The organism is Bacillus sp. SD088 (assembly GCF_017355205.1).
Classification (GTDB): domain Bacteria; phylum Bacillota; class Bacilli; order Bacillales; family Bacillaceae_C; genus Lederbergia.
In genome coordinates, this window is sequence record NZ_JADIJK010000045.1 from 1 (window position 1) to 25,524 (window position 25,524).

Genomic DNA, 25,524 nt, shown 5'->3' on the forward strand with positions numbered 1-25,524 from the left:
CAGCGACTGAGGAAGCTCAAGCCTTGCCCCGCGGAAAGCGTGCCCCGGAACGGAAGGCAACCGGAAACCGCACACCACCTTTTACATGCCTAGAAGAAGGGCTGTCACAGAAAAGATCAGTTTTCACTGACTTTCTGGACAGCCTCTTGTTTTTCAAAAAACTGACACTTGAAAAGAGAAAGAAAAGATGTTTTAATAATGTGTATAGTGATAATATAGTATATATACAATATTGGGTGGAGGAGAGAATTTTTGTCAGAAGAAACAGAGGCTACCCGCGGAAAAATACTTAAGGACAGACTAATCGGTCTAAGTATTTTTATAGTAGCGCAAATTATTTTTAACCTTTTAGATGGAACGGGTTGGGAACCAAATGTTCGGGATACAGATATAATCAATCGCATATTAAACGCAAAATTATTTACAGAGTACTTTCACTTATACAGCTACCCGTTTTTTAATTTTGTTACATTTGTCTTCCTAATTGCGATTTTTTTAAACATATTGGCAGATGTCCTCTCGATTATTTTTAAAAGAAAATCATGAACAGTGTGTGTAAGTCAATGAAGTCAACCAAGGATTATTAAGGAGTGATATAGGTGGAAAATATAGTAGAATTTAAAAATGTAACCAAGCGTTTTAAAGATTTCTCCTTAGAAAATATCAATCTGCAAATAAAACAAGGATGTGTAACAGGATTTATTGGTGCGAATGGAGCTGGAAAATCGACAACAATGAAGTTGATGATGAATCTCTTACAAGCAGATGCAGGGGAAATAAGTTTATTTGGATTGGATTATGCCCATCATGAGAAAGAGATAAAAGAACGCATGGGGTTTGTCTATGATAGTAATGTGTTCTATAAGGATTTAAACTTAAAAGATCTTCGGCATATCGTTGCACCAGCTTATAAAAATTGGAGTAACGAGCAATTTTATGACTATATTAAGAAGTTTGAGCTGCCGTTAAATAAAGCAATTAAAACTTTTTCAAAAGGGATGCAGATGAAAACTTCTTTGGCTATGGCCTTATCCCATGATGCGGAGTTTATTATGATGGATGAGCCGACAGCCGGGCTAGACCCGGTTTTTCGGAGAGAACTGCTAGATATCTTACAAGATATCATGGAAAATGGAAAGCGAACGCTATTTTTTTCCACACATATAACGAGTGATTTAGAAAGAATTGCGGATTATATTACTTTTATTCAAAAAGGGGAAATTCTGTTCAATGATTCGATGGATGATGTGCAGGATCGGTATGCTTTAGTTAAAGGAAATGTTCATTTAATCAATCATGATATAGAAAAAAACTTTATAAAGCTAGAGCGTTCTTCTACTGAATTTCAAGCTTTAACGAATGATGCGCGGAAAGTCAGGACATTACTTGGAGATCAAGTAGAGATTGAAGAAGCTACATTAGAGGATATAATGTTCTATGCGAAAGGGGTGAGTCATCACTATGTTTAACTTGATAAAAAAAGATTTTATTATCCAAAAGTCACAAATATTTCTGTTTATTCCAGTCCTTATTTTCTTTGCGATTTTTGGCAGGCATATGAGCCCAGCTTTCATTTTTTTCATAGCAAGTTCTTATATCCCAATGAATGGATATATTTATGATGAACAGGTAGAATCAAATATTTTTCTTAATTCTTTACCCTATACACGAAAAGAGATTGTGACTGCCAAATATATCGGAGCGATTGTGTATATGATTTTATCGATTGGTATAGCTAGTATCATTCTCTATTTCTTTAATTATAGCTATATGATGAGGGATTTTGCCATTGCCGCAGGGCTGTTCTTCGTTTTTGCTGCCTTCGTTTTTCCATTATTTTATATATTAAAGCCAGGTTATATCGGAACAGCGGTTTTGATTGGGGTTATACTCTCCGCTGCAATTTTACCACCAATCATCCGACTCTTAGCAGAAAACCTAACAACCATTACCGATTTTCTTACAAGTCAATCAGCAGTCACACTATATGTTAGTGGTGCAGTTATTGCGATTGTACTGTATCTACTTTCCTGGATGGTTAGTCAATTTATGTATCAACGTAAAGCATTTTGATGCTATGATGTTTAGAGTATGACATGGAGGTGCCGTTTCCAATCATTATATTTGAAGATTAGAGAAATTCGCTCTAATCTTTTTTCTGTTTTCTTATTCTCGATGCTGTCTATACGATAATGAACAGAAAGAGAAATTTGGTTATAATCATATAGGAATATACCGATGACACTATTTTTTAGCGGGTGATAAATGTGAACGAAGAGAAAAGCATTTTAATTATTGAAGATGATCAAGAAATTAGTAAACTGCTTCGTGTGATCTTAACAAAATTAGGGATGACTACAATTGCGGCTTATTCTGGTACAGAAGGGATGTTACAGCTAAAAAATAATACATTTGATTTAATTTTATTGGATTTGATGCTGCCAGGTGTAAGTGGGGAAGAATTTATAAAGCTGGTTAGGGAAGAGAGTTCGATCCCAATTATTGTGATTTCAGCCAAGATTGATATAGAGGATAAGGTACAAGTCTTGAAAATGGGAGCAGACGATTATATAACCAAGCCCTTTAATCAAAAAGAGGTAGAAGCTCGTGTCGAGGTACAGTTACGAAAATCAGGAACTCAGCCGCGACAAACGGCAGAAAGGCAATGGCGAGGTGTGAAGATCAACCCGGATAATTTTTCAGTAACGTTAGCAGACAAAGCTTTACAGCTGACAAATGCTGAGTTTGATATCTTGTACCTATTAGTAAACCATCCAGAGCGAGCTTTTTCCAAGCGGGAGATTTATGAAAAAATTTGGAAAGGTACGTATGTAGGGGATGATAATACCATTAGTGTACATATCTCCAACCTGCGCAAAAAAATAGCCGAAATCACTCCGGATGAATATATTAAAACCGTTTGGGGAGTCGGATTTATGCTGGTATGATTAGTTTCTTTACGATTTCTTTATGTTTTGCTTAAAGGATATTAAAGACACCTAAGCTAAACTAAGAATATCAAGAAAATTTAGCGAAGGAGTCGGGCAAGATGGACGCTATTATTCAAACATATCAATTGACGAAGACATTTAAGAATGAGGAAGTAATTAAGCCGCTTGATTTCTTAGTGGAAAAAGGAGAAATCTGTGCCTTAATTGGTAAAAATGGAGCTGGCAAATCAACCATTTTCAAAATGTTAGCAGGGCAAATAATGGCAACTACAGGGGATATTCATTTATTTGGCGCTTCAGGAAGCGATTTGGCGGATGCTAAAAAAAGAATGGGATTTATGATTGAAACGCCGGCCTTTTTCCCGGATTTTACAGCCAGGCAAAACTTAGAATACTTTCGAATTCAGCGTGGTGTTGTGGAAAAGAAACGCATACAGGAAGTGTTGCAAATTGTCGGGTTGGCAAAGCAAAAGAAAAAACGATTTCGAGATTATTCAATGGGAATGAAACAGCGATTAGGCATTGCTCTTTCTCTGTTAAGCAATCCAGACTGCTTAGTACTGGATGAGCCAACCAATGGTTTAGATGCTGAGGGAATTAGGGAAATGCGTAGGCTGTTGCTGAAGCTCAATCAAGAAAAACAAATAACAATTTTGGTTTCCAGTCATATTTTAACAGAATTGCAGCTACTGGCAACACGATTTGTTTTTATCAAAGACGGAGAGATTGTGGAGGATTTAAGTAAAGAAGAATTAGATGGCAAAAGCAGGAAACAAATCCAGCTTAAAGTGGATGATACGGCTAAGGCAGCACAATTATTAGAAAGAACTTATGCCAATATTGTATATAAAATCCTCCCTAATCAGATCATCACGATCCAAAATTATGTAGATAAGAGCGGCGAAATTAATCGACTCTTGATTGATAATGACGTATCGGTGATGGAATCGAGGATCGAAGCTCTAAATTTAGAGGAATACTTCTTAGGGTTAGTGGAGGGGGATAAGCAATGATCAACTATATCAAGAGTGAAAACTATCGATTATTACGTAAAAAAAGTCTCTATTTAACAAGTGTCATCTGTTTTCTTTTAATTGCTGCAGCAGCATTTGTTTTATATTATATGTTGCATTATACAAACGATTTTCCATACGGAACGAGTAGCTTCTTTTACACTAATGTGATTAGCAGTGGGACACAAATTGTTCTTGTAAGCTTTCTTTATAACGCCACTCTAACTGGAAAGGATACTATCATTATCAAACAAGCAGTGTCCTTTGGTATCTCTCGAAGTACGATCTTTTGGAGTAAGCTTATGTTGACCTCAGTTTATTTCTTATTGGTATGTATCATTGGAATATTCTTAGTCATTGGACTTGGAGAAACCCTTTTTGATCATGAGAGTCAAGTACTTAGTCATTTTTTTCTTGCAAGTAGCAATATGCTGCCACTAGTTATGGGAGGCTTCGTCCTCATGCATACATTGAAGATGTTGAAATTCGCTGATGTCTATACGATTATAGCTATTATTCTTCTTTTCACTTTGTCTGGTGACCTGTTTCGACTGCTTCTTCGTCCTATTCCGTGGCTAAATGAACTGTATCAATATATGCCAAGCACATTGCTTTCTGAGAACTTAACAGACTTCATGAATCAAACCACTTCCTTTGATTACCGTTGTTGGATAACTGGCATCGTGCTTGCAGTGATTGCTTTATTAATAGGAGCGAGAAGGTTCGCTAAACGAAACATCGATTGATAAGGAAGGGGTGAATAGCAATGGGCAGCTGGTTGATGATTATTATTCTTGCATCTCTGCTAGTGATTACTGTTGGGATGTTGCTGTATCTTCATTGGGATTTAAGGAGAATGACACACCAATTAGCGAATATTATTGAGAATTTCGGTACGAATGAATTGGTGCGAACAAATACGCATAGTAAGGGAGTAATCCGATTTATTACCAAGGTCAACCAGCTGATTCATTTATTTAAGCAAGATCAGCAACAATCGCAAAAGAGAGAGAAAGAGCTGAAGCAAGAAATTACGAATATCTCACATGATTTGCGAACACCCTTAACTTCTATTAAAGGTTTCTCCGAATTATTAACCGATCCATCTTTATCAGAAGCAGAGAAAAAGGAATTTTTGGAGATTATTCAAAAAAAGATTAACAATCTTACTATGATGGTGGATGTATTCTATGAGCTTTCGCAAATCGAATCCTCGGACAAGAAATTGGATATGGAACAGGTATATTTGGACCAAGCGGTGGTAGAAACGATGCTAATGTTCTACGGAGATTTTGAAAAAAGTCAATTAAAAGTGAAGGTAGATGAGGCAGTCGTATCGCCTATTTTGGCTGATAAGAAGGCAACGAACCGAATTATCACCAATATTATTCAAAATGCGTTGCGATATGCTAAAAGCTATTTCACGATTAACTTGATTGAAGAAGAGGAATACATTCGATTACGAGCAGCAAATGATATCGAGACATTTGATCAAAGCGAACTAGAACGTATTTTTGACCGAACATATAGCATGGATAGGAGCAGAACGAGTGGACAGCATGGGCTAGGCCTGCATATTGTGCAACAGCTGATCAACAAACAAGACGGTAAGGTCGTTGCCGAAGTATATGAGGACGAATTTAGGATTGATGTATTTTTTAAGAGGTGGGATTAGAAGATAATCTGGCAGACTATTTTTCTACATGAGAATGTATTACAAGGTGAGGATATAAAATGATTTTTTCCAAGAAGTATTCTTTATTATATGTAGCCATTTTTCTTGCTATTTTATTATCAGGCTGTGGGGGTGGCAAGGCAATTGACGAAGCAAGTCAATATATTTCAAACATTGAAGAAATCGATATTCCTGATGATGTAAAAGTCATTGGCTTAGGAGAAGCGACACATGGGAATATCGAATTACAAGAGTTAAAAAAGGATGTATTTGCAGCATTAATTGAAAATGAAAATGTCCGCGTATTTGTCTTGGAAGGTGATTTTGGAGGCGGGCAGCAAATCAACCAATTCATTTTAAATGGAGAGGGTACAGCTGAAGAGGCAGTAGAAATGCTCGATTATGGAATTTATAATACGAAGCAAATGGTTGAGCTTGTTCAATGGTTGCATGTTTATAATGCTGCGGCGAGCGAAGATGAGAAGGTTTATTTCTATGGTAATGATATGCAGCGTTATGACTATAATAAAAAAGCAGTGCTTGACTATTATGAGGCCGTGAATATCGATGCAAATAAAAAGTATGAAGATCAACTGGAGCACGTATCAAATGATACAATGCGTGAATTAACAACAAAGCAGTTGGAGGAAATAAATCATACCATCGATAATATCATGTCAGATTTGCAAGCAAACGAGGAGACATATGTGAACAATCGTCTCAGGATGCGTTTGCCTTCGCTTTACAGCATGCTCAAATGATGAAGCAGCGCACACAGCTATTTTTAGATGAAGGAAATTATGCGGAGCTTCGTGATCAATTTTTAGCAGATAATTTACAATGGATCGTGGAATTTGAAGAAGCACATAGGCAGGACAAAGTGTTTGTTTCCGCGCATAATGGACATATTGAAAAAACATCTGCATCATTAGCCGGTTACAAATCAATGGGAAATTATTTAGATGAGCTATATGGATCCGAGTATTTTGCAATTGGTACTGACTTAATGAATAGCGAATTTCAGGCCATAAACCGTGGATCTGATGAAAGACAGACTCATATCATAAAGAATCATAATGATTTAGTTGATGCCTTTAGTAAAGTAGAGCCAAATATCTTTTATGTTGGATTTGAAAAAGCTAGCGAATCAGAGAAATTATTGGATATTATAAGTAATGAGCAAAAAATGGTGAATATCGGTGATGATTTCCGATCTTGGCACAAGTTGCTAAAAATGTTCTACACGATTGATATGATCCCAAAAAATTCATATGATGGCCTTATTATTATTAAGGAAGCAACACCGACTACTGTAATTGAATAAGATAGTAGAGGTACAGTTATACACATAATCACAACATGGTGGGCGGGAAGTATGAGCAGAAGACAAGTAGTAAAGAGGAGATTTTTATATGAAAAGCGCTGCAGATCTTGAGCAATTATTACAATCCTTAGACGGACAAAAATATAGTGCTTATAAACGAATCAAAGGAATATATGAGTATGACCAATATCAGCTTGCAGTTGACCATATTCAAGTCGATCCCTTTGCACCGCCGTCTAAGGTGCGCATTATGATGAATAGAGAAACGTCTGGAATTCCCGATGAATGGCTTGATTCAAAAAATAAAATGATTGCTGTTGCTGATTTTTTGACGAGAACGTTCTGGAATGGGATTCAACAATGGAACAAAGCTGGTCAAGGAACAGGAAAGAGCGGAATGATCTTGATTGATCGCTGTGGCCAAGAAATGCTGGAACGCACCTCTGTTTTAATTAAAGAGGACCGCTTGGAAGTTCGCCTTGAAATTGGTTTACCAGCTGCTGGAAGGCGGATTTTAGGGAAAGCGGCAACGCGGATTTTTAAGGAAACTCTTCCACGAATTGTTAAGCAAGCTCTGTTATATCGTAATGTAAATCAAGAAGCGATGATCAATCAAGTGATCTTGATGCTGGATCAAGTGTATATCCGTGAGCAGTTAGAACGAAGGAAACTAGTTGCTTTTGTTGCAAATGGCTCTGTTTTACCACGGGAAAGCGGTGTTTCCGATAAGCCATTAAAGGGTGGTATTCCTTTTGTAAGTCCGAAAAAATTTGAAATGCGAATCGAGTTGCCAAGTGGGCGAATCATTATTGGAATGGGGATTCCTGAGGGGATCACGCTGATTGTAGGCGGCGGTTACCACGGAAAATCTACGCTGCTGCAAGCACTGGAGCTTGGTGTATACCATCATATTGCCGGCGATGGCAGAGAGATGGTCATCACCCGTCAAGATGCAGTGAAGATTCGTGCTGAAGATGGCCGAAATATTGAAAAAGTGAATATTACTCCCTTTATCAATAATCTTCCTGGCAAAAAGAACACCCGTCAGTTTTCTACGGAAAATGCTAGCGGAAGTACCTCTCAAGCGGCTAATGTGATGGAAGCATTGGAAGCTGAAGCCTCGCTGTTGTTGATTGATGAAGATACGTCTGCTACGAATTTTATGATCCGAGATGGACGGATGCAGAAATTGATTGCACCTGATAAGGAACCGATCACCCCATTTATAGATAAAGTAAAGCCGCTGTTTGATGAGGTTGGTGTTTCTACTATCCTGATCATTGGTGGTTCAGGAGATTATTTTGATGTAGCCGATCATATCATCATGATGGATGAATATCAGTTGAAGGATGTGACCGATGCGGCTAAGACGATTGCCAGCATCGATGGCTATAAAAGAGAAAATATATTGAATCATAGCTTTGGGGAGATTTCCGCCAGAGTCCCTTTAAAAACTAGTTTTTCACGAACAGGGAAAGAAAATCGCTTAAAAGCAAAAGGGAGACATACGATTTTATACGGTAGGGAACAGATCGATCTGTCCGGGCTAGAACAACTAATCGACGATAGCCAAACCAACTGTATTGCGGTCATGCTGGATTTTTTCAAAAAAGAACTACTCGATGAAAAACTCACTATCTCTGAAGCTGCTGACCGGATTTATAAGCATATCGAACAATCTGGGCTGGATTCCATCTCACCTTATACGGGTCATCCCGGAAACCTGGCTCTACCACGAAAATTAGAATTCTGTGCGACTCTTAATCGCTATCGGGGATTAAGAATAAAAACTTAATTTAATATATAAATCACCCATGATTTCCCCAACAATCTTCTTATTCAGTTGGAGAAACATGGGTCTTTATCATTCTAATGATTCAGTGAAGAATTGCAGAAAGGTAATAACTAAGAATATCTTTCGATTTTCGAAATAAGGGAGGATTAGATGGGCTCTTATAGAATTTATTAATAAACCCATCTGCAAGCTGTGATAGTAACTGGCGTTTTCACTTACCTAGTTTGAGTAAGCGGTTATACATTTCAAATTCTGAGTGGATTCAGTGATTCAGTAGGTTCAGCACCAAAACTCGAGTAATTGCAAATTCGTTGTCATTGTCCCTCAGATAATTCTTGGTCGATAATAAATTCTGAGTCTAAAATGTAACCGTTTTATATTTATAACACAAGGGGTTAATAAATCGAAAGGGAGAATATTATAACATGTTTACTTTACAAGCTCATTGGTATCAGGAGTTCTCTAAAAAAGGGAACGGAGAATACAGTGGTTAGCAACGTATGGAGTCTCTCTCTTAAATTGATTTTAGTCAACAAAGGCAGAACCTTTTCTTCAATTTTAGCAATTGCTTTAGGCGTCGGCCTGCTCTGTTCCATGTTTCAGCTACATACCATGTTCAATCAAGACATAGATCAGCGGTTAGAGAATGAATATGGATCAGCCGATATCAGGATCAGTTCACCTCCTCCGACAAGTGAAAATGAATGGAGTGGCTTGGATACCGACATTCTTGAAAAAGTAAATAGCTTTGATCAAATACAATCAGTGGGCAAAGCGTTGGAAGGAAAAATGGCGGGTAGGATTCTATATGAAAATCAAAGCGCTGTTCTTGATGACACAACTTTTCATTATGTCGGTGTTGACAATGAAAAAGTGACAAAAGAATATTACAAATTCAAGCAAGACTTGTCGGACTATGAAGTGGCGTTATCGGAAAGCTTGGCAGCTCAGTGGGATGTTGCCGTATCCGATTCTATCGAAATTGACTTGCTTGACGGGAATAGTGTTATTTGGAAAGTGGCTGAGGTTTTGCAGCCAGCGAAAAATAAAGGAGAATCCAGTGAAAATTGGATCTTCTTTCATTTGTCATCCTTGCAAGAAGTGCTGGGGCTGCCGGAAACGATGAATCCTATTTTGATTGAACTGAAACCGAAAGTCAACATTCCCTTCATAGGGGACGACTTAATAAGAGAGTTGCCAATGGAAGTGCGTGTAGAAGCATTGAATGGAATGGAGGAAGAAGAGGAACAATACGCCTTTTTTCGTGTTTATGGCTATATACTGAGCATCATTGCTTTCATGACGAGTATCATATTGGTATATAATTTGATGCAAACAGCGTACCAGCAACGTTTGCAAGAATTGGCAGTTATCCGTGCGGTCGGAGGAAGTACTGAACAACTTCTGAAAATGGTCATCTATGAATGGGCTTTGATTGCTGCGCTCGGTTCATTCTTGGGCTTTATTTTGGCTTGGGGATTTAGTGCCCATGGAATCATATGGGTTTCTAGATTGTTGCATCTGGATTTAGCCACTGAAGCTCATTCTGCCGGCGGTATAGGGATGGCGGTCACCGCATTTATATCCTGGCTTGCTATATTATTGACTTCCCTTGGTGTAGTCAGAAAGGTGATCGATACCGAACCCGTACAGAGCTTTCGAGAATCAATGGATAGTACAGATGAGGGAAGTGGCAAAGCAGTATGGTGGGTGATTTTTGCTATTGCCGGATTATTGTTATGGCTGGTTAACTTTCTTATACCGGAGGACACTCTCAGTATTCCGCTCATCAATGTGAAAGCATTGTCCAGTATGCTTGGCGGCCTATTCCTGTGTCTGGCTTTATTAAGTCGGGCGGTTTGGCTGGGAATGGGCTTCTTGCGATTGATAGCCCTGTTGCCAGATTGGGTGGCAAGCCGTTCATTAAAGTTATCAGCCCAAAGGATAATGGTGGAAAAATCGCAGCTATCAACGGTCATATTAATGGCGCTTGTTATCATGGTGTGCGTCCCTGTTGCCACTTTGTTTCTTTCTACTGGGAGTTCCGCTCCAGTGGACAAGGCAGAAAATTTGAACGCAGATTTTTTTGTGAACGCACAACAGGAATTCTTCCTTACTTCTGCCCCCGAAATGCCGTGGTATTTAAAGTATGAAATGGAAGAACTAGCGGGGGTGGGGAAGGTTTTACCATTGCCAGTAACGGAATTTGCAAAGATAGATGGGAACAACAACCTTGAGACTCCAATAAACGAAGAGCAAGATGTACTAAGCTATGTTGTGACGGATTTAAGGAGCTTGGCCGAATGGGATTTAGCTTCATTGCCAGATGATGCATTACAGGATGCCGGCGTTTTGCCCAAAAAAGTTGCAGATGAACTGGGAATCGAGATAGGGGATACGGTCTCGATCATTATCGATGATCAGCCCACTTCCGTAGTCATTGTTGATATTACCGATAAGCTGGAGGTGTTACCTCAACATCAAAGCTCCTTATTTATCGATGAAAGCCACCCAGCCATCCAACCTGAAAATTTGTGGGAAATGTATATCAAGGTGAAGGATGGTGACGAGGATCAGATCAAGCAGTCCCTTAATCTTTTGCAACAGGAATACCCAGAAATGAGATGGGGCCATCTAACGGAAGCGATTAGTAGTATAGATACTTCACGTCAACAAATCCTAATGCTGCTCCTGGGTGTAACGGTCATTATTATTATCTGTGGCACGGGAGGCGTATTGAATGCAATTAATGCGGGAATCTATGCGAGAAGACGCGAATATGCCGTATTGCGTTCCATATTCTTGACACCTTTTCAAATGATGAAAATGGTAGTCTGGCAGGGGGTTATCTTGGCTATCCTATCTATCATGATGGGTAGCGCGACTGCAACTATACTACTTTTTTCAGTCTACAACCTTGCCAGTTATTTTAGAGTCATATTTGCGAACATTCCCTTGGGGGGAGTGGGAATTCTCTATCTTGTCATATTTATATTGACCGTGTTGGCCACATTACCGATGGCGGGAAAAATAGCCAGAATGAAAATAATGGATGTTTTCAAGACTAATGGATGAATCAGCCCACTTGTTTAAAATCCAACATAACAGAGGAAGGTTTTTCCATGTACGGAGTCTATGAGCCAATGAACGTAGCAGATACTGCATTTCGGGTAGGGTACGAAAGTCCCTCGCAATTCAGCTGTGATTATGCTCATATGTGTGGCCTACGTTTCTTGAAAGAAGACTAGGAATGCTATAGCTGTGAAAAAGGGAGTACACATTGCTATAATGAAGAATGTGTATCATCGGAACAATTTATATAGAGGTGAATAGCGATGGAATCTATGGATTATTCAATCAAAGAAGCTGATACCCTTTACGCGATAAAAGTATTTATGCCAAAGGATGAAGAGGCGATTACAATCGGAAAATGGGCTGTTTTCATTTTCCAAAAGGCCATTATACATATGTGAGAAGTGCAAAACGAAATATTCAAGCTAGAATAAATAGACATATCCAGATGGACAAAAAGAACACTGGCATATTGATTATTTATGACCTTATTTGCATATAAGATGAAGGGGAATGCAAACTTTTTCAGAGGCTAATGCAAGAAAATGCGGGTAGTATGCCAGTAAAAGGCTTTGGTTCATCAGATTGTCGATGTTTTTCGCATTTATTTTATCTATTTCCTGATGCATAAGCGAAAAAGCGGCTCATTGGACAGCCGCTTTTTCCATACCTATTGGTTTAAAAGACACTTGTTCAACCTTTATTTCATATCTTAATTTTCCAGCTTATAGGTACCATCTTGATATACCTTATATAAACCTACAGTTCCAGTTCCACCCTCTTCCTGCATAGATTTAGAGGTTAGTTTTATCGTGTAGTATGACCCTGCTTTATCTTTCTTTAGATCTCCGCCCATATCACTAAAGGCGATATCATCATTGTTATCTAAATCCAATTCATGTCTTAAATATTCTATCGCGGCAGCTCCACTAGAAATATTGGTTTGATCCGTAGCAGGTGTTAAATTCACATGGTCAACCTTTTGATCATCGCCAATTACAAAATGAAGCTCGTAATCGCCTGTTATATAAACATAATCTTTCTCATTTGTATTAGGGACAGTTAGAATCTTATCGGCACTGCCTATTTGCTCGCTTAATACTGCAGGTGAGATGCCTCCAAGATTTTGTTGACGTTCTACCTGTGTTCCAAAGTAACGAATTTCTGAAATCGTTCCGTTTTGATGATAGGCGAAGGCGTAACTAGCCTGCCCCATAGAGCCATGATAGTGATCAAAAGGATCGTCGTTAGTTGCAGGATCCTCGGGTAAGCCGATCTGATTATGGACATCCTCTTTTGTACTTACATTGATTTGTAGTCCATCAACAAGCTTTGGCATTTCTCCCGAAAAGGCTTGATCATAAAGCTGATTTAGGGTCTCAACTACCTGTTGATTCGTAGAAGCAACTGCTGTCTCAGATGTTGCATGAACCGATTCAGCGAGAACTGGTGCAGTGAATCCTAAGACTGAACCTGTCAATAATGAGGCAGCAATCATTTTCGATGTTGTCTTTTTTAATGTCATTGCTTATCCCTCCTAGTAATGTTTTTCCCTTAAAAAAGGAAATAAAACTTGAATGATTATACCTTCAAGAAGACAATACTGGAAACCTTTTTGAAATCAATTTAGAGTGAATGAAGTATCTATGTTAAAATTTAAAGAAATAGTGAACGGATTACTTTCGGAGGGATTATGTATGAATGCTAAGCAGCTGGCTGGTGAAAAGGCAGTTGAATATGTCAAAGATGGGATGCATATAGGGCTCGGAACTGGTTCGACAGTCTATTGGTCCATTTTAAAGCTTGGTGAGTTAGTAAAAAAAGGACTGAATATAAAAGGAGTTCCTACTTCTATACATACTGAAAAGCTCGCAATTGAACTAGGGATTCCATTAGTCAGTTTGTCTTCGATCCAGCAATTAGATGTAACGATAGATGGTGCTGATGAAGCCAATACCAATTTTGAGCTTATAAAGGGTGGGGGAGGAGCCTTATTACGGGAAAAATTGGTGGCTTCCATTTCCCAACGATTGATTATCGTGATAGATGAAGCGAAATATGTTTCGAATTTAGGTGAATTTCCTCTCCCTGTAGAAATTGTCCAATTCGGATGGGAAGTGACGTATAAACAGATACGTTCACTGGGGTGCAAACCCAAATTACGAATGGAAAATGGTGCCCCTTTCATTTCGGATAATGAAAACTATCTAGTGGATTGTTTTTTTGAAAACATCCAAGATGCTTATGACCTGAATAATAGATTAAATATGATTCCTGGTGTAGTTGAGAACGGTCTTTTTGTTAATATGGCTGACACCATTGTGATTGGTGGAAGAGATCGAAATGTAAAGACTTTGGTTAAATAAAACGAATCGAGTGGGAGCTAATTATGAATTGATTAGACCCCACTTGATCCGTTTTTAGAATAGTTTAGAAGTGGGTATATCCTATCACAAATGTATATGGAACAGGCTGTTTTTCGATTTTCCTGATGGCTAGTTCAGCTGGGAAAAGTGGAACCCCTTGTTTATATTGATAAAAAATATAAGATGTCTTTTATTTGCAGGTGGAATTTAGTCAGCGATTCGCTACTAGTCAGAAGTTCCCATGTTTAAAATAGGAATGAAAAGATATAAAATGGCTAATAGAATGTAATCCAATTATAGGAGGTCAAGCTAGATGAAAGTAAAACTGGAAGATGTCCTAGAGGCTATTGAATCGGCAAGTGATGAATTTGAGTATTACTACAACACGGAAAGCGGAGAAATCATTATGTATGGCGATTCCATGCATACCGGCATTGATCAAAGTGATTTCCTCGAAGATTTAGAGGACGATGAAGATAATAAATACATTGAACTTCCAAGCAAATTTGAAATAAATGACTATCACATAATGAGACATTTATATGGAGTCTCCCAGAAGGAGAAGTCCAAGATGAATTGGAGGATGCTATCCGAGGTCGGGGAGCCTTTAGACGATTTAAAGATAAAATTTATTATTTTGGTATAGAAGAACAATGGTTTTCCTATCGGGATAGTGAATATAAACGTATGGCGGTAAGATGGTGTGAAGATCATAATATAGAATACATTTAGAAGGATTTCACAGGATTGAAGTCCAGCTGTTGCATAATTGTAGGCTGAAACACAAAATTCCAAGAATACGTTGAAAATGGTTCTACTCATCAAATGCCTGATGTGCAGAACCATTTTTTTATTCTGCGATATTTCCCGCTGCAATGGAGAGTCGATTCCAGCTGTTGATTTGATTAATGAGCACGATTAGATCCAGATACTCTTTTTCTGAATAATAGTTACGGACACGCACATACAAATCATCTGGAACACGCTTTTCTGAAATAAGTGTAATATGCTCCGTTAATTCTAAAGCTATTTTTTCTGCATCTGAATAGAAATTGCATTCTTCCCACGCACTGACACAATATATACGTTGTTCCGTTTCTCCGATTTTCCTTGCATCAGCTGTGTGCATATTGAGACAAAATGCACAACCATTTATTTGTGATGCACGAATCTTTATTAGCTCCTGTAATTTCCTCTCAATGCCGCTTTTTTTCGTATACTTTTCCATCTCTCTCATGATCTTTACCGCATCAGGTGCGAGTTCAAAATAATTCATGCGTTGTGTCATTTTCCATTCCTCCTAAGTTAATGTTTACATACACGCATATTTTCAGGCATTCAACAGTCTTATTGACTTGGACGTACTTTTGGATGGATGATTAAAGATAGTGACAATTGTAGACAACATTAATCGTTGATTAATTATGTCTTTAATATAGCCTTATCTTTCACTTTTGTCAAATGAATATTGATAAAATATGTTAATATACAGATATAAGCAGAAAGTAGGAAACGATTTTTTCATTTTTAGAAGTAGGTGAGAGAATGAAATATAGTGTCATGGTAGAGTATGGGCTACACAGTCTTGTTTATCTAATAGATGTACCAAAAGAAGAAAGTATCGGAATAAAAAAATTAGCAGAATTTCAGGGTCTGTCAGAAACATATCTTTCAAAGGTATTTGGAAAATTAGCTAAAGAAGGTATCGTTCGTTCTGTACCTGGTGTGAATGGAGGCTATCGACTTAGTAAAAAACCTGAAGATATTTCGTTCTGGGATGTAGTAAAGGCGATAGAAGGAGAAAAACCGATATTTCAGTGTAAGAATATTAGAGAGAATTTTGCTTATCGACGAGATGAGAAGTGCGCTTCCTGCAATACCAGTCCATCGAAATGTACCATTAATAAAGTGATGCTTGAAGCGGAGCAACAGATGCGTGATTATTTAAAAAGTAAAACCATTGCGTGGCTAGACTCGGAATTAAAACACACCCTGCCAAGTGAACATATCGAAGCAACAAAAGAATTTTTTAAATAAGCTCAAGAAGTGATGCAAATAGAACTTTCTTTATTACGAGGAAACGGCAAAGAGAAGATCAGTCCTGATACATGGCTGATCTTCTCATTTTTTTATTTTTCCATTTCTGAGACCAGTATAAGGTTCACAATAACAATTCTGATCATATATTACTATATCTTATCATTGGTGGTGTACATGTATGGTTAAGGTTAGTTTGTGTATGATTGTAAAAAATGAAGAAGAGGTGTTACGCCAGTGTTTAGAGAGTGTAGCGCCTATTTGTGATGAAGTCATTATTGTTGATACCGGTTCTACAGATCATAAAAAGGAGATTGCTAAGGAGTTCACAGGTCAGGTTCTTGATTTTAAATGGGTGGATGATTTTTCGGCAGCAAGAAATTTTGCGTTTAGCCAAGCATGTGGTGATTATATTCTCTGGCTTGATGCGGACGATATATTGACAGAGGAAAATCAACAGAAATTAAGACAGGTAATAAACAATTTGGACGAATCGGTGGATGCTGTTTCGATGCTCTATCAAATTGCTTTTGATGAATATGATAATCCAACATTCAGTTATCGTAGGAATAGGCTAGTCAAGCGCTCAAGGAATTTTCAATGGATTGGTCCTGTTCATGAATATTTAGAAGTATATGGAAATATTATTTCAGCCGATGTTGCGATCAGGCATCGAAAAGCCGATAAATCAACAGATAAGGTGCCGAAAGATCGCAACTTGAAGAATAGCACTTTATTTATCCTGCCTTGAAAACAGGCGGTTTGAGCAAAGGAGCTAGCATGAAAAAACATTTGGACGAAGCATATCAACTGATTTCTTACATAGGAATTTACATTTTGATATAAAAGTGATATCATAATAATATAAATAGGATATGGAGGGGTGGTTTCATGGAAGAACGGAAAGCTTGGAGCATAAATGGAATATTGGGGATCGGTTTGATTATTGTTTTACTAGCTATTGGTGCGTTTTGTGTTTTTCAATCACAACTTATTTTAGGAATTGTGCTTATTATTATTGCTGTTGTTCTTATTAGTGGGATTACGATTGTGCAACCAAATCAATCTATTGTAGTTATCTTTTTAGGAAAGTATATGGGAGCGGTACGACGGGAAGGGATATTAATCACTGTTCCATTCTCTGTACGCAGAACGATTTCTTTAAGAGTACGTAACTTCAATAGTAATCGATTGAAAGTAAATGATGTGAACGGGAACCCAATCGAAATTGCAGCGGTAGTTGTATTTAAGGTCGTTGATGCGGCGAAGGCCGTTTTTGATGTGGACCAGTATGAACAGTTTGTTGAAATTCAAAGCGAAACAGCCATTCGTGCAGTGGCGACCACTTATCCATATGATTCGTTTACCAATGATGAACTAACACTACGTGGCAATGCAGATGAAGTATCGGATGAATTGACAACAGAACTTCAAGAACGTTTAAAGGTTGCTGGCGTTGAGGTGATTGAAGCTCGCTTGACACACTTAGCTTATTCTACAGAGATTGCTCAAGCCATGTTACAACGTCAACAAGCAAGTGCGATTATCTCTGCACGTGAACAAATTGTTCAAGGTGCTGTTGGGATGGCACAGGATGCGATTGCTCGTTTAGAGGCAGATAATATTGTTGAATTAGACGATGAGCGTAGAGTAGCACTGATCAATAATTTACTTGTTGCGATTGTTTCGGACCAGGGGACCCAGCCCGTCATTAATACAGGATCACTTTACCAATAAGTAGGTCTTATGATGGTTAAGAAAAAGAACTTTCCACTACGCATTGATCCCGAACTCTACGATGCATTGCAACGATGGGCAAAAGATGAATTTCGCAGTGTCAATAGCCACGTTGAATTTTTGCTTAGAGAATCAGTTAAGCGAGCAGGTAGATTACCGAAAAAAGAAGACAAAAACACAGAGGAAGATTAATGGAAGTGGTGTTGACTCGATTGTAGATTGAGAAGGCTCGCTTTTCCTAATAGCAACCCATAAGAAATTGGTATCGCATCCGATTTCTTATGGTTTTTTGTTGTAATCAAAGCTATGCTGCTTACCCCTATTTTACTGGGACCGAAAAAGTGAACTAAGGAACAAAGGATTCCGGGTATCAGGTGAGAACTCGTTGACATCAGTATTATAATCAATGAGAATAAGTGTATATCAATTTTTAAGAAGATTGGTTAGATGAATACTGTCATCCACTGAAAAACAGAAGAAGAATGCGATTTTATAAGCTGGGAGCGTGGAGTAAATGGACAGAGAGATTAGAGAACAAATTATTCATTGTAAAACACTTCTTGGAGAATTTCCTGCATTCGAAAATAAAAATACACCGTATCTTCCGCATGAGCTATTTGAAAGATGGTTTCAAATAGCAATTGAAAATGGCGTTCAAGAACCGCATGCGATGACAATAAGTACCGTTGACAAAGATGGATACCCAGACTCGCGAGTTCTTATACTAAAAGATCTTGATGAAGAGGGATGGTATTTTGCATCAAGTTCAGACAGTGAAAAAGGAAAGCAACTGGAAACAAATCCTAATATTGCCTTAAACTTTTATTGGCCGACGATGGGGAAACAAATTAGAATTCGTGGAAAAGTAGAAAAGATGGATCAGAAAAGTAATACAAATGATTTTCTTAAAAGAGGAACAGTGGCTAGAGCAATCGCATTACTTGGGAAACAGAGCCAAATGCTTCATGAACGGAATGAGTTAGAAGAAGCTTTGGCAGAAAAATATAATGAACTAGAAAAAAATCCGAATTTAGTTCCTCCAGCTTGGACTTTATATAAAGTAGTAGCGAAAGATGTGGAGTTTTGGCAAGCAGCACAAAATCGGAAACATACTAGAGTGAAATATCACTTGCATCATGGGAAGTGGTGTCAGCATTTACTTTGGCCATAGTAAGTGAAACCTCAATCAGTGCGGGATTTCTTTCATCCCCCGCACTAATTGAAAGTGAAGATCGCAATGGCCAAAGATGATTCGGTGTCACTCAACCAGCATTTTTTCTTTTGCCCAACGGTAATTGCCTTCGAAACAATGTACTTTGTTTGATTGGATCCAATAAATCTTTTCAAACAGCTTATTAAGAAAATAACGGTCATGGGAAACAGCTAGAATCGTTCCATGATAATTTTCTAGTGACTCTTCCAATACTTCTAATGATTCAATGTCCAAATGATTCGTGGGCTCATCTAAAATGAGTAAATTAGTATCTTGATACATCAATTGAGCTAGTCGCAGACGCATTTTTTCTCCGCCACTAAGTTGTGACACCTTTTTAAAGACTGTATGTCCATAGAATAAAAATCTTGCTAGCACTTGTCTTGCTTCTCCCTCGGTCATGATTATCTCATGGCGAAATGTGTCGAGGACCGTTTCATTCCCCAGATCAGAAAAAATATTCTGAGATAAATAACCGATTTTGACATTGCTTCCTATTCGAACCTCACCTGTATCAGGCTGTAATTGCTGAAGCATTAATTGGATTAACGTTGATTTCCCGGTGCCATTTTCACCAACGATGGCCACTCTTTGTTGATAGGTAATATGCAGATTTACTTGCTTGAACAGTTGTTGATTGCCAAAGCTTTTCGATACATCTTGACAAACAATCACATCCTTTCCACTTCGATTAGAGGCCTCCATTTCTAAATTTATTTTCTTTCTCTGAAGTGTTGGACGATTCAATTTCTCCATTCTTTCTAATGCCCTTTCCATATTTCTTGCTCGTTTATGAAGCCCTTCATTAGGGGGATTCGCCCTGTTCGCCCAATCTTTCAACTTTTTTATTGCTTCTTTCATTTTCTTTATTTTCTTTTGTTGCTCTTTATAAGCTTGAAATTCTCTAAGCAGCTGTTCTTCTTTTTCTTTTACATAACCTGAGTAATTTGTTTCGAAGCACTGAATCTCTCCTTCGTCTAAGTCTAAAATTTTATTCACCATTTCATCTAGAAAGTAACGATCATGAGATACTATCACGACTGTTCCTTGATAATGTTGTAGGAAATTCCCTAACCATTCCACCGCCGCAATGTCCAAATGATTTGTTGGTTCATCTAATAATAAAAAGTCCGGATTTTTAAGGAGCATGAAGGCTAAGCCCACTTTTGTCTTTTCTCCGCCACTTAGTGTAGAAAATCGTTTATTTAACAATCCATTCATATTTAAACCATTCACGACCTTCTTCATGGTGGATTCTATTTCATAGCCACCTTCCGATAAAAACAGATCTTGTAGACGACCATATTCATCCATCAAATTTTGCATGTTGGAGTCGATGACTTCTGTACTCATTTGTATTTCCAGCTTCTTCATCTTTTCCTCAATACGCAATAATTTTGAAAAGGCTCCTTTTAAAACCTCTTTCGTAGTTGATTGCTGATTGAAGTCGGCAATTTGTTTCACGTATCCTATTTGTGAACCTTTTTTCCAATGAATTTGGCCTGAATCCGGCGTTTCCTCTCCAGCTAATAATTTTAATAATGTCGTTTTGCCACTTCCATTTCGACCAACCAAACCAACTCGGTCATTCTCTTTTATTTCAAATGTTATATTTTTAAAAATAGTGTTACCACCATACAGCTTTGTAGCTTCTTGAACACTACATGCAATCATTAATACAGCCTCCTTTGCACTTATACAGAATGAAATATCAATATATTTTTGACTACAAAAAAGCCATGGGAAATACACTTCCCCATGACTTCATAAAAAAATAATGGATAAAAAAAGAGGAGCATGAAAAAGCTCCTCTTCAACCAAGTATATATAATGATGGGTTTAGAGATGTTTTCACCGTTTTAAATCTGCTATTAAGTTGTTAAAAAAGGACATACGTATCCCGTTAACAACGAAAGCGGCAAATTTTGCACGGTTAAAAAATAAGAACTCAGTCCAAAATCCGTGCACTAAAACAGCTTGATATAACATCTCTACCCACCTCCAATTCATCGTAATGTATATAGTATACATCCTATAAGTTTTAGAAAGATTTTTCAAGCCTTTTTGATAACTATTCCTGTTCAGTCCATTTCAAGCAGTTAAAAACTGCAGAATGAGGTTTCGTTTAATCACAAAACCTATGACATTTTATTCTCCTTTAGCCAGCCTATTATTTTCTCACACCATTCTACAGAGCTACGCTCAAAGCCGATCCCCATTTCGAGCACAGCAATCGACGAAAAAAATGGTTCGTTACTCGTTAAAGGACTATGCTGCTTTTTAAGGGTATCAATCTTATCTTTGTATTCTTCAAGGCGCTTTTCATGCTCTTTCTTTTTCTCTTCAACCTGTGGAAGCATGACTTCCGGATCAACCAGCCATCCACTATACTGTTTTAACAGAAATTCGTCCCAGGCTCCTGGTGCACTTGGTTCCATAACCCACAATTTCAGCTTCTCGATGCCTTCTTCGGTAATTTTATAAACCTTTCGCGCTGGTCTATATGATGCTTTTTCATATGATTGTAGCTCTATAAGTCCCTCGTTATGTAGTTTTGAGAGGTTGGGATAAAGTTGATTGTTGTTTATTTTATAAAAAATATTAATCCTCCCATCCAATTGTTGCTTCATATCATATCCACTTAGTGGTTCACGAGCCAATAAACTAAGTAAAGCAAAGCGAATTGAACTCATTCATACCCATCCTTTTCGTATTGTTGTTAATTAATATTAACTTATAAAAAAGCTTTCAACAATCTACAGCAATTAAGTAAGCAATATTATTGAAACGTGTTTCTTTGTACAATTGCAATCTAAATGAAGAGTTATTATTCTATAGATTAAATTTAGTGTAGGTTATAGTTAACATATGGAAGATTGTAGGTTAATTTTAACCTATTAAATGGATTTTTACAAAAAACAAGGAGTGATGGATATGCGTTTTATATTTGAAGACCAAACATTTTCGTCCGAGCTACTACGCACTACAAGCCATGCGACCTATGGAGGAGCGGATATTGGGGGAATGTTTGATGACTGCATATAGAATTAAGGAAGGGGAATTCGAAAGTTGGCATAAGGAATGGTACACGACAGCCAAACAAATATACAGCTTGGCTGATTCTGCACTGGCTGCTGGCCAACGGATCAGCGCTCGGAAGGCTTTTCTTAGGGCCACAAATTATTATCGAACAACTGAGTTTTTTTGCACGGAATCCCTGAAGACCCACGAATATTATCCACATGGAAGAACAGTAGGAATACATTTAGACAGGCTTGTAAATTGATGGATACGCCTGTAACTTTCAATTTAGCAAAATGGGCGAAGCTTACATGGAAGAAGAGCAAAAAAACGTTCAAAACGTATCGCGGGAAGAAATTGAAGAGAAAGTTAAAGAGCTAATGCAAGAGGATACGGGTGTACGTTGGGCGATAGAAAATGGAAAGTTCACATTTCGAACAAATTCCATTCTTGAATTAATAGAAAAGACTGAACCATATACCTTAGAAGGTGTTGCTAATCAAATCATTTGTCCAACCCTGGTTTGTGAAGCGGAGACGGATTAATTTTTCTCCGGCCAACCTGAGCAATTGTATAATGCCTTGGTTTGTCCAAAAACGTATCGGAAATTCACTAAGGAAGAGGCTGCGGAGGAACATTGTCATTTTGGGGCATTACAGTTATTTAATCATTATGTATTCGAATGGCTGGACCAAACACTACAAGCCTAATTAAAATTCTGAAGTTAGATAAGATTTGTAAAGAAGGGAATAGTTATGACGTTCCTCATTCCTATAACGATCCATTATTAATTATTTCCCTAATAGGCCAGCGAAATAAAAAAATGCTGGATGGCACATTCATTTTCTACTAGAGTAAGGGTATGGGAGTTTACTTTAAAAAAGGAGGAACCGGGATGTGGCATGAAAATAAACTAACCAATAAGTTAGGTGTTAAATATCCAATCATTCAAGCAGGCATGGCAGGAGGAACGACAACACCTGAGTTGGTAGCTGCTGTTTCCAATGCGGGGGGCCTTGGAACACTTGGTGCAGGTTATATGAATCCGGAGCAGACACGAGAAAGTATCCGAAGGATTAAGCAGCTCACAGACCAGCCCTTTGCTGTCAACCTGTTTATTCCTGAAACACCGAATGTATTAGAGGAAGAAGTTGGACAAACAAACGAGTGGCTTCGTCCTTTTCGAGAAGCATTAAAGATAGCGGAAACTCCAAAAGTGAATGAGATAACTACAGTTACATTTGAAAAACAAATAGAAATTATGATAGAAGAACAAGTTCCTGTCTGTAGTTTTACATTTGGTCTTCCTTCAAAAGCAATTGTTCAACAGCTAAAAGAAAAAAGGATCATGCTGGTGGGGACAGCGACAACGGTGGAGGAAGCAAAGGCAAATGAAGCAATTGGGATGGATATGGTCGTGATGCAAGGAAGTGAAGCTGGCGGGCATCGTGGCACGTTTCTTGGATCATTTGATGAGGCGATGATTGGGACCATAGCGCTTATTCCACAAACGGTTGATCAAGTTGATATTCCTGTGATTGCAGCAGGGGGAATCTCTGACGGTCGAGGTGTTTTGGCTGCTTTGGTTTTAGGAGCACAAGGGATTCAAATGGGGACGGCATTTCTGACAAGTGTAGAAAGTGGTGTACATATGCAATACAAAGAAGCCGTTTTAAACACTACAGAGGATCAGCTAGTCGTTACCTCTACTTTTAGCGGAAAACCAGCAAGAGGCATTCGCAATGATTTTATAAGCAAAATGGAAAAATATGAAAAGGAATTACCGGCATATCCAATCCAAAACACATTGACCAAACGAATCAGAAGTGAAGCAGGAAAACAAAATCGACCAGAATGGATGTCTATGTGGTGTGGTCAAAATCCACGTTCATGTAAACAACAGTCGGCTAGTGAGCTAATTGCAGCGATCATTGCACAGGTTGAACAAATTATAAATGGTTGGAAAAGGAAGGATTAATATATAACAGATACAGGAGGAACATCTTTTTCAGTGAAACCATGTTGCCTTTCTATATTTTCACAACACTAAATCTACAACGTTATGGATGAATGGTGATCGTTATTTTTAAGTAAACCTTTCATATCTTGCTTTTTAATTGGACACATCTTTTCTTCCTTTCTTGCAAGTGTAGAATAGAAGGAGAGGTGACAGCCTATAAACATCGAAATATCGACAGAACGAAGAAAACCAACTGTTAAGAATGATAAAGAATAGGATAGACAATTTATCTATGAAATGAAAACAACAAAAATATATTGTCGCCCTTTCTGTAAATCAACCACGTCAATTTAGAAATGAATATAAAAAGAAGGTGACGACCCATGCAAAATGAAGAGAGACAACCAATTTATTACGCAAAATTAGAATATAATGACTGGTCAATGTATCTTGCTGCAACGGAAACGGGATTATGCTTTGTTGGTTCACAGGAGAAAGAAATAGATGAAGTAAAAAACTGGGTCGATAAAAAGAGGACAGGTGCCACGTTAGTTCATGATGAAGAAAAATTAATGGCTTATAAAGAACAATTCATTTCTTATTTGGATGGAGAAAATCCAGAATTTGATGTACCAATTGATTTAAAAGGAACACCTTTTCAAGAAGCAGTTTGGAAAGAGCTACAAAAGATTCCTTATGGTAAAACCGTTTCTTATATGGATATTGCAAATAAAATTGAAAAGCCTAAAGCTGTGCGAGCTGTTGGTGCTGCAATTGGTGCCAATCCAGTCATGATCATTGTTCCATGCCATCGTGTGCTCGCAAAGGATGGTAAATTGACTGGCTTTAGAGGTGGTATTCCGATGAAAGAAAAATTATTGATGGTAGAGAGAGAAATAAAGGCCTAAGTCAATCTTTCATTAATATATCCCGAATGACCTGACAGTAAGATGGCGTAGCGAGGTACAGGATGGATGTACGAGTGTAGACGAAGCGCCTATTTAAGGGATGTTGCAGACATAGCCACTCATCCTTTAAACAGGCGCTTGCGCATTATAAAATTATAGCTTGTGGATAAGTAGCTTATGTCGTGGTCGACATCTAGCTCCAGCGCCTAGCCCGAGAAGCTCACAGGATGTGAGTTCATCGGCGTTGCCACAGGACGTGGCGACCTTAGCCGATGTTCTGCTTAATAACCCTTAATCTATGAAGGGAAAAAGCCCCTTCCTAGGTTCAGGAACATTTGCTTGTCGAAGGCCAACAGGATGTTGGTCAGAAAGGTGTTGCGCCAGGACGGCGCGAATTTAGCCTTTCTTCCTAGTTCAAGGCGCTTGCGCTTTTGTTTTCGTTTAGGAAATTA

24 protein-coding genes and 5 pseudogenes are annotated in these 25,524 nt (G+C 38.1%); 24 read left to right on the forward strand and 5 right to left on the reverse strand.

The genetic code is table 11. The features are described from left to right. Positions 1 to 252: 252 nt before the first annotated feature. The 12 genes and pseudogenes from IPU53_RS23595 (at position 253) to IPU53_RS25705 (ending at position 12,461) form a co-directional block, all read left to right on the forward strand. Positions 253 to 546 (forward strand): YfzA family protein, encoded by a 294-nt coding sequence (locus IPU53_RS23595; RefSeq protein WP_207453781.1) that lies wholly within the window; start codon positions 253 to 255, stop codon positions 544 to 546. A gap of 53 nt (positions 547 to 599) precedes the next feature. Further along, positions 600 to 1,469, forward strand: coding sequence for an ABC transporter ATP-binding protein (locus tag IPU53_RS23600; protein ID WP_207453783.1), 870 nt, complete (start codon positions 600 to 602; stop codon positions 1,467 to 1,469). After that, positions 1,462 to 2,073 (forward strand): ABC-2 transporter permease, encoded by a 612-nt coding sequence (locus IPU53_RS23605; RefSeq protein ID WP_207453785.1) that lies wholly within the window; start codon positions 1,462 to 1,464, stop codon positions 2,071 to 2,073. The genes IPU53_RS23600 and IPU53_RS23605 overlap by 8 nt, the downstream gene beginning before the upstream one ends. 194 nt (positions 2,074 to 2,267) lie before the next feature. Continuing rightward, positions 2,268 to 2,948, forward strand: a complete 681-nt coding sequence (locus IPU53_RS23610; protein WP_207453787.1) for a response regulator transcription factor — start codon at positions 2,268 to 2,270, stop codon at positions 2,946 to 2,948. Positions 2,949 to 3,049: 101 nt separating this feature from the next. Next, a complete protein-coding gene (locus IPU53_RS23615; protein WP_207453789.1) occupies positions 3,050 to 3,964 on the forward strand; it encodes an ATP-binding cassette domain-containing protein in 915 nt (304 codons plus the stop codon). Beyond that, positions 3,961 to 4,710, forward strand: coding sequence for an ABC transporter permease (locus tag IPU53_RS23620; protein ID WP_207453791.1), 750 nt, complete (start codon positions 3,961 to 3,963; stop codon positions 4,708 to 4,710). Before IPU53_RS23615 ends, IPU53_RS23620 begins: the two co-directional genes overlap by 4 nt. A gap of 20 nt (positions 4,711 to 4,730) precedes the next feature. Continuing rightward, entirely contained in the window at positions 4,731 to 5,639 is a 909-nt protein-coding gene (locus IPU53_RS23625; protein WP_207453793.1) for a sensor histidine kinase, read from the forward strand. Between the two features lie 59 nt (positions 5,640 to 5,698). Beyond that, positions 5,699 to 6,963, forward strand: a pseudogene (locus IPU53_RS23630) (erythromycin esterase family protein). A gap of 88 nt (positions 6,964 to 7,051) precedes the next feature. Next, the gene (locus IPU53_RS23635) at positions 7,052 to 8,758 is read left to right on the forward strand and encodes an ABC-ATPase domain-containing protein (RefSeq protein ID WP_207453795.1); all 1,707 of its coding nucleotides are present in this window, start codon (positions 7,052 to 7,054) and stop codon (positions 8,756 to 8,758) included. 486 nt (positions 8,759 to 9,244) lie between these two features. Then, positions 9,245 to 11,833 (forward strand): FtsX-like permease family protein, encoded by a 2,589-nt coding sequence (locus IPU53_RS23640; RefSeq protein WP_207453797.1) that lies wholly within the window; start codon positions 9,245 to 9,247, stop codon positions 11,831 to 11,833. Positions 11,834 to 12,093: 260 nt separating this feature from the next. Beyond that, the gene (locus tag IPU53_RS23645; protein ID WP_207453799.1) at positions 12,094 to 12,231 is read left to right on the forward strand and encodes a hypothetical protein; all 138 of its coding nucleotides are present in this window, start codon (positions 12,094 to 12,096) and stop codon (positions 12,229 to 12,231) included. A gap of 134 nt (positions 12,232 to 12,365) precedes the next feature. Continuing rightward, entirely contained in the window at positions 12,366 to 12,461 is a 96-nt protein-coding gene (locus IPU53_RS25705) for a DUF123 domain-containing protein (RefSeq protein ID WP_207453801.1), read from the forward strand. 330 nt (positions 12,462 to 12,791) lie between these two features. On the opposite strand, the pseudogene IPU53_RS23655 reads toward IPU53_RS25705, so the two are convergent. Then, positions 12,792 to 13,355 (reverse strand): annotated as a pseudogene (locus IPU53_RS23655) (YjgB family protein); the annotation flags it as partial. Between the two features lie 172 nt (positions 13,356 to 13,527). Here IPU53_RS23655 and rpiA point away from each other — a divergent pair. Next, positions 13,528 to 14,196, forward strand: coding sequence for a ribose-5-phosphate isomerase RpiA (gene rpiA / locus IPU53_RS23660; RefSeq protein WP_207453804.1), 669 nt, complete (start codon positions 13,528 to 13,530; stop codon positions 14,194 to 14,196). Between the two features lie 313 nt (positions 14,197 to 14,509). Continuing rightward, positions 14,510 to 14,842 carry a hypothetical protein gene (locus tag IPU53_RS25150; RefSeq protein WP_242698535.1) on the forward strand — a complete coding sequence of 111 codons (333 nt, stop codon included), beginning with the start codon at positions 14,510 to 14,512 and terminating at the stop codon, positions 14,840 to 14,842. Between the two features lie 204 nt (positions 14,843 to 15,046). On the opposite strand, the gene IPU53_RS23670 is transcribed toward IPU53_RS25150, so the two are convergent. After that, on the reverse strand, positions 15,047 to 15,484 hold the full coding sequence (locus tag IPU53_RS23670) for a carboxymuconolactone decarboxylase family protein (protein WP_207453806.1): 438 nt from the start codon (positions 15,482 to 15,484) through the stop codon (positions 15,047 to 15,049). 257 nt (positions 15,485 to 15,741) lie between these two features. On the opposite strand from IPU53_RS23670, the gene IPU53_RS23675 reads away from it, so the two are divergent. The 5 genes and pseudogenes from IPU53_RS23675 to IPU53_RS23695 all read left to right on the forward strand — a co-directional run bounded on the left by IPU53_RS23675 (position 15,742) and on the right by IPU53_RS23695 (position 19,141). Further along, entirely contained in the window at positions 15,742 to 16,233 is a 492-nt protein-coding gene (locus IPU53_RS23675; protein WP_207453808.1) for an RrF2 family transcriptional regulator, read from the forward strand. Positions 16,234 to 16,414: 181 nt separating this feature from the next. Next, positions 16,415 to 16,957: pseudogene (locus IPU53_RS23680) on the forward strand (glycosyltransferase family 2 protein); the annotation flags it as partial. Between the two features lie 167 nt (positions 16,958 to 17,124). After that, on the forward strand, positions 17,125 to 17,970 hold the full coding sequence (locus IPU53_RS23685; protein ID WP_207453813.1) for an SPFH domain-containing protein: 846 nt from the start codon (positions 17,125 to 17,127) through the stop codon (positions 17,968 to 17,970). A gap of 12 nt (positions 17,971 to 17,982) precedes the next feature. Further along, on the forward strand, positions 17,983 to 18,162 hold the full coding sequence (locus IPU53_RS23690) for an Arc family DNA-binding protein (protein WP_207453831.1): 180 nt from the start codon (positions 17,983 to 17,985) through the stop codon (positions 18,160 to 18,162). A gap of 322 nt (positions 18,163 to 18,484) precedes the next feature. After that, positions 18,485 to 19,141 carry a pyridoxine/pyridoxamine 5'-phosphate oxidase gene (locus IPU53_RS23695; RefSeq protein WP_207453814.1) on the forward strand — a complete coding sequence of 219 codons (657 nt, stop codon included), beginning with the start codon at positions 18,485 to 18,487 and terminating at the stop codon, positions 19,139 to 19,141. A gap of 102 nt (positions 19,142 to 19,243) precedes the next feature. Here the strand turns inward: IPU53_RS23695 and abc-f are convergent. The 3 genes and pseudogenes from abc-f to IPU53_RS23705 all read right to left on the reverse strand — a co-directional run. Then, positions 19,244 to 20,857 (reverse strand): annotated as a pseudogene (abc-f, locus tag IPU53_RS23700) (ribosomal protection-like ABC-F family protein); the annotation flags it as partial. Between the two features lie 177 nt (positions 20,858 to 21,034). Next, positions 21,035 to 21,214, reverse strand: a complete 180-nt coding sequence (locus IPU53_RS25390; protein WP_313886554.1) for an RAxF-45 family protein — start codon at positions 21,212 to 21,214, stop codon at positions 21,035 to 21,037. A 107-nt stretch (positions 21,215 to 21,321) separates the two neighbouring features. Next, on the reverse strand, positions 21,322 to 21,876 hold the full coding sequence (locus IPU53_RS23705; RefSeq protein WP_207453816.1) for a PadR family transcriptional regulator: 555 nt from the start codon (positions 21,874 to 21,876) through the stop codon (positions 21,322 to 21,324). A gap of 338 nt (positions 21,877 to 22,214) precedes the next feature. Here IPU53_RS23705 and IPU53_RS23710 point away from each other — a divergent pair, with 338 nt between their 5' ends. From IPU53_RS23710 to IPU53_RS23730, 5 genes and pseudogenes are all read left to right on the forward strand, one after another. Next, positions 22,215 to 22,469, forward strand: a complete 255-nt coding sequence (locus IPU53_RS23710) for a hypothetical protein (RefSeq protein WP_207453817.1) — start codon at positions 22,215 to 22,217, stop codon at positions 22,467 to 22,469. A 46-nt stretch (positions 22,470 to 22,515) separates the two neighbouring features. Then, entirely contained in the window at positions 22,516 to 22,749 is a 234-nt protein-coding gene (locus IPU53_RS23715; protein ID WP_207453818.1) for a hypothetical protein, read from the forward strand. 350 nt (positions 22,750 to 23,099) lie between these two features. Further along, complete coding sequence (locus IPU53_RS23720) at positions 23,100 to 24,182, forward strand: NAD(P)H-dependent flavin oxidoreductase (RefSeq protein WP_207453825.1); 1,083 nt, start codon at positions 23,100 to 23,102, stop codon at positions 24,180 to 24,182. Between the two features lie 264 nt (positions 24,183 to 24,446). Further along, positions 24,447 to 24,518 (forward strand): annotated as a pseudogene (locus IPU53_RS25710) (Ada metal-binding domain-containing protein); the annotation flags it as partial. Between the two features lie 29 nt (positions 24,519 to 24,547). Next, positions 24,548 to 25,072 carry a methylated-DNA--[protein]-cysteine S-methyltransferase gene (locus tag IPU53_RS23730; protein ID WP_207453827.1) on the forward strand — a complete coding sequence of 175 codons (525 nt, stop codon included), beginning with the start codon at positions 24,548 to 24,550 and terminating at the stop codon, positions 25,070 to 25,072. The last annotated feature ends 452 nt before the right edge of the window (positions 25,073 to 25,524 follow it).

What these genes read in the sequence shown, in the direction of transcription:
- IPU53_RS23605 (WP_207453785.1), top strand. Translation starts at nt 1,462, where the DNA reads ATGTTTAACTTGATAAAAAAAGATTTTATTATCCAAAAGTCACAAATA.
- IPU53_RS23615 (WP_207453789.1), top strand. Translation starts at nt 3,050, where the DNA reads ATGGACGCTATTATTCAAACATATCAATTGACGAAGACATTTAAGAAT.
- IPU53_RS23620 (WP_207453791.1), top strand. Translation starts at nt 3,961, where the DNA reads ATGATCAACTATATCAAGAGTGAAAACTATCGATTATTACGTAAAAAA.
- IPU53_RS23625 (WP_207453793.1), top strand. Translation starts at nt 4,731, where the DNA reads ATGGGCAGCTGGTTGATGATTATTATTCTTGCATCTCTGCTAGTGATT.
- IPU53_RS23635 (WP_207453795.1), top strand. Translation starts at nt 7,052, where the DNA reads ATGAAAAGCGCTGCAGATCTTGAGCAATTATTACAATCCTTAGACGGA.
- IPU53_RS23645 (WP_207453799.1), top strand. Translation starts at nt 12,094, where the DNA reads ATGGAATCTATGGATTATTCAATCAAAGAAGCTGATACCCTTTACGCG.
- IPU53_RS25705 (WP_207453801.1), top strand. Translation starts at nt 12,366, where the DNA reads ATGCAAGAAAATGCGGGTAGTATGCCAGTAAAAGGCTTTGGTTCATCA.
- rpiA (WP_207453804.1), top strand. Translation starts at nt 13,528, where the DNA reads ATGAATGCTAAGCAGCTGGCTGGTGAAAAGGCAGTTGAATATGTCAAA.
- IPU53_RS25150 (WP_242698535.1), top strand. Translation starts at nt 14,510, where the DNA reads ATGAAAGTAAAACTGGAAGATGTCCTAGAGGCTATTGAATCGGCAAGT.
- IPU53_RS23670 (WP_207453806.1), bottom strand. Translation starts at nt 15,484, where the DNA reads ATGACACAACGCATGAATTATTTTGAACTCGCACCTGATGCGGTAAAG.
- IPU53_RS23675 (WP_207453808.1), top strand. Translation starts at nt 15,742, where the DNA reads ATGAAATATAGTGTCATGGTAGAGTATGGGCTACACAGTCTTGTTTAT.
- IPU53_RS23685 (WP_207453813.1), top strand. Translation starts at nt 17,125, where the DNA reads ATGGAAGAACGGAAAGCTTGGAGCATAAATGGAATATTGGGGATCGGT.
- IPU53_RS23690 (WP_207453831.1), top strand. Translation starts at nt 17,983, where the DNA reads ATGGTTAAGAAAAAGAACTTTCCACTACGCATTGATCCCGAACTCTAC.
- IPU53_RS23695 (WP_207453814.1), top strand. Translation starts at nt 18,485, where the DNA reads ATGGACAGAGAGATTAGAGAACAAATTATTCATTGTAAAACACTTCTT.
- IPU53_RS25390 (WP_313886554.1), bottom strand. Translation starts at nt 21,214, where the DNA reads ATGTATACTATATACATTACGATGAATTGGAGGTGGGTAGAGATGTTA.
- IPU53_RS23705 (WP_207453816.1), bottom strand. Translation starts at nt 21,876, where the DNA reads ATGAGTTCAATTCGCTTTGCTTTACTTAGTTTATTGGCTCGTGAACCA.
- IPU53_RS23710 (WP_207453817.1), top strand. Translation starts at nt 22,215, where the DNA reads ATGACTGCATATAGAATTAAGGAAGGGGAATTCGAAAGTTGGCATAAG.
- IPU53_RS23715 (WP_207453818.1), top strand. Translation starts at nt 22,516, where the DNA reads ATGGAAGAAGAGCAAAAAAACGTTCAAAACGTATCGCGGGAAGAAATT.
- IPU53_RS23720 (WP_207453825.1), top strand. Translation starts at nt 23,100, where the DNA reads ATGTGGCATGAAAATAAACTAACCAATAAGTTAGGTGTTAAATATCCA.
- IPU53_RS23730 (WP_207453827.1), top strand. Translation starts at nt 24,548, where the DNA reads ATGCAAAATGAAGAGAGACAACCAATTTATTACGCAAAATTAGAATAT.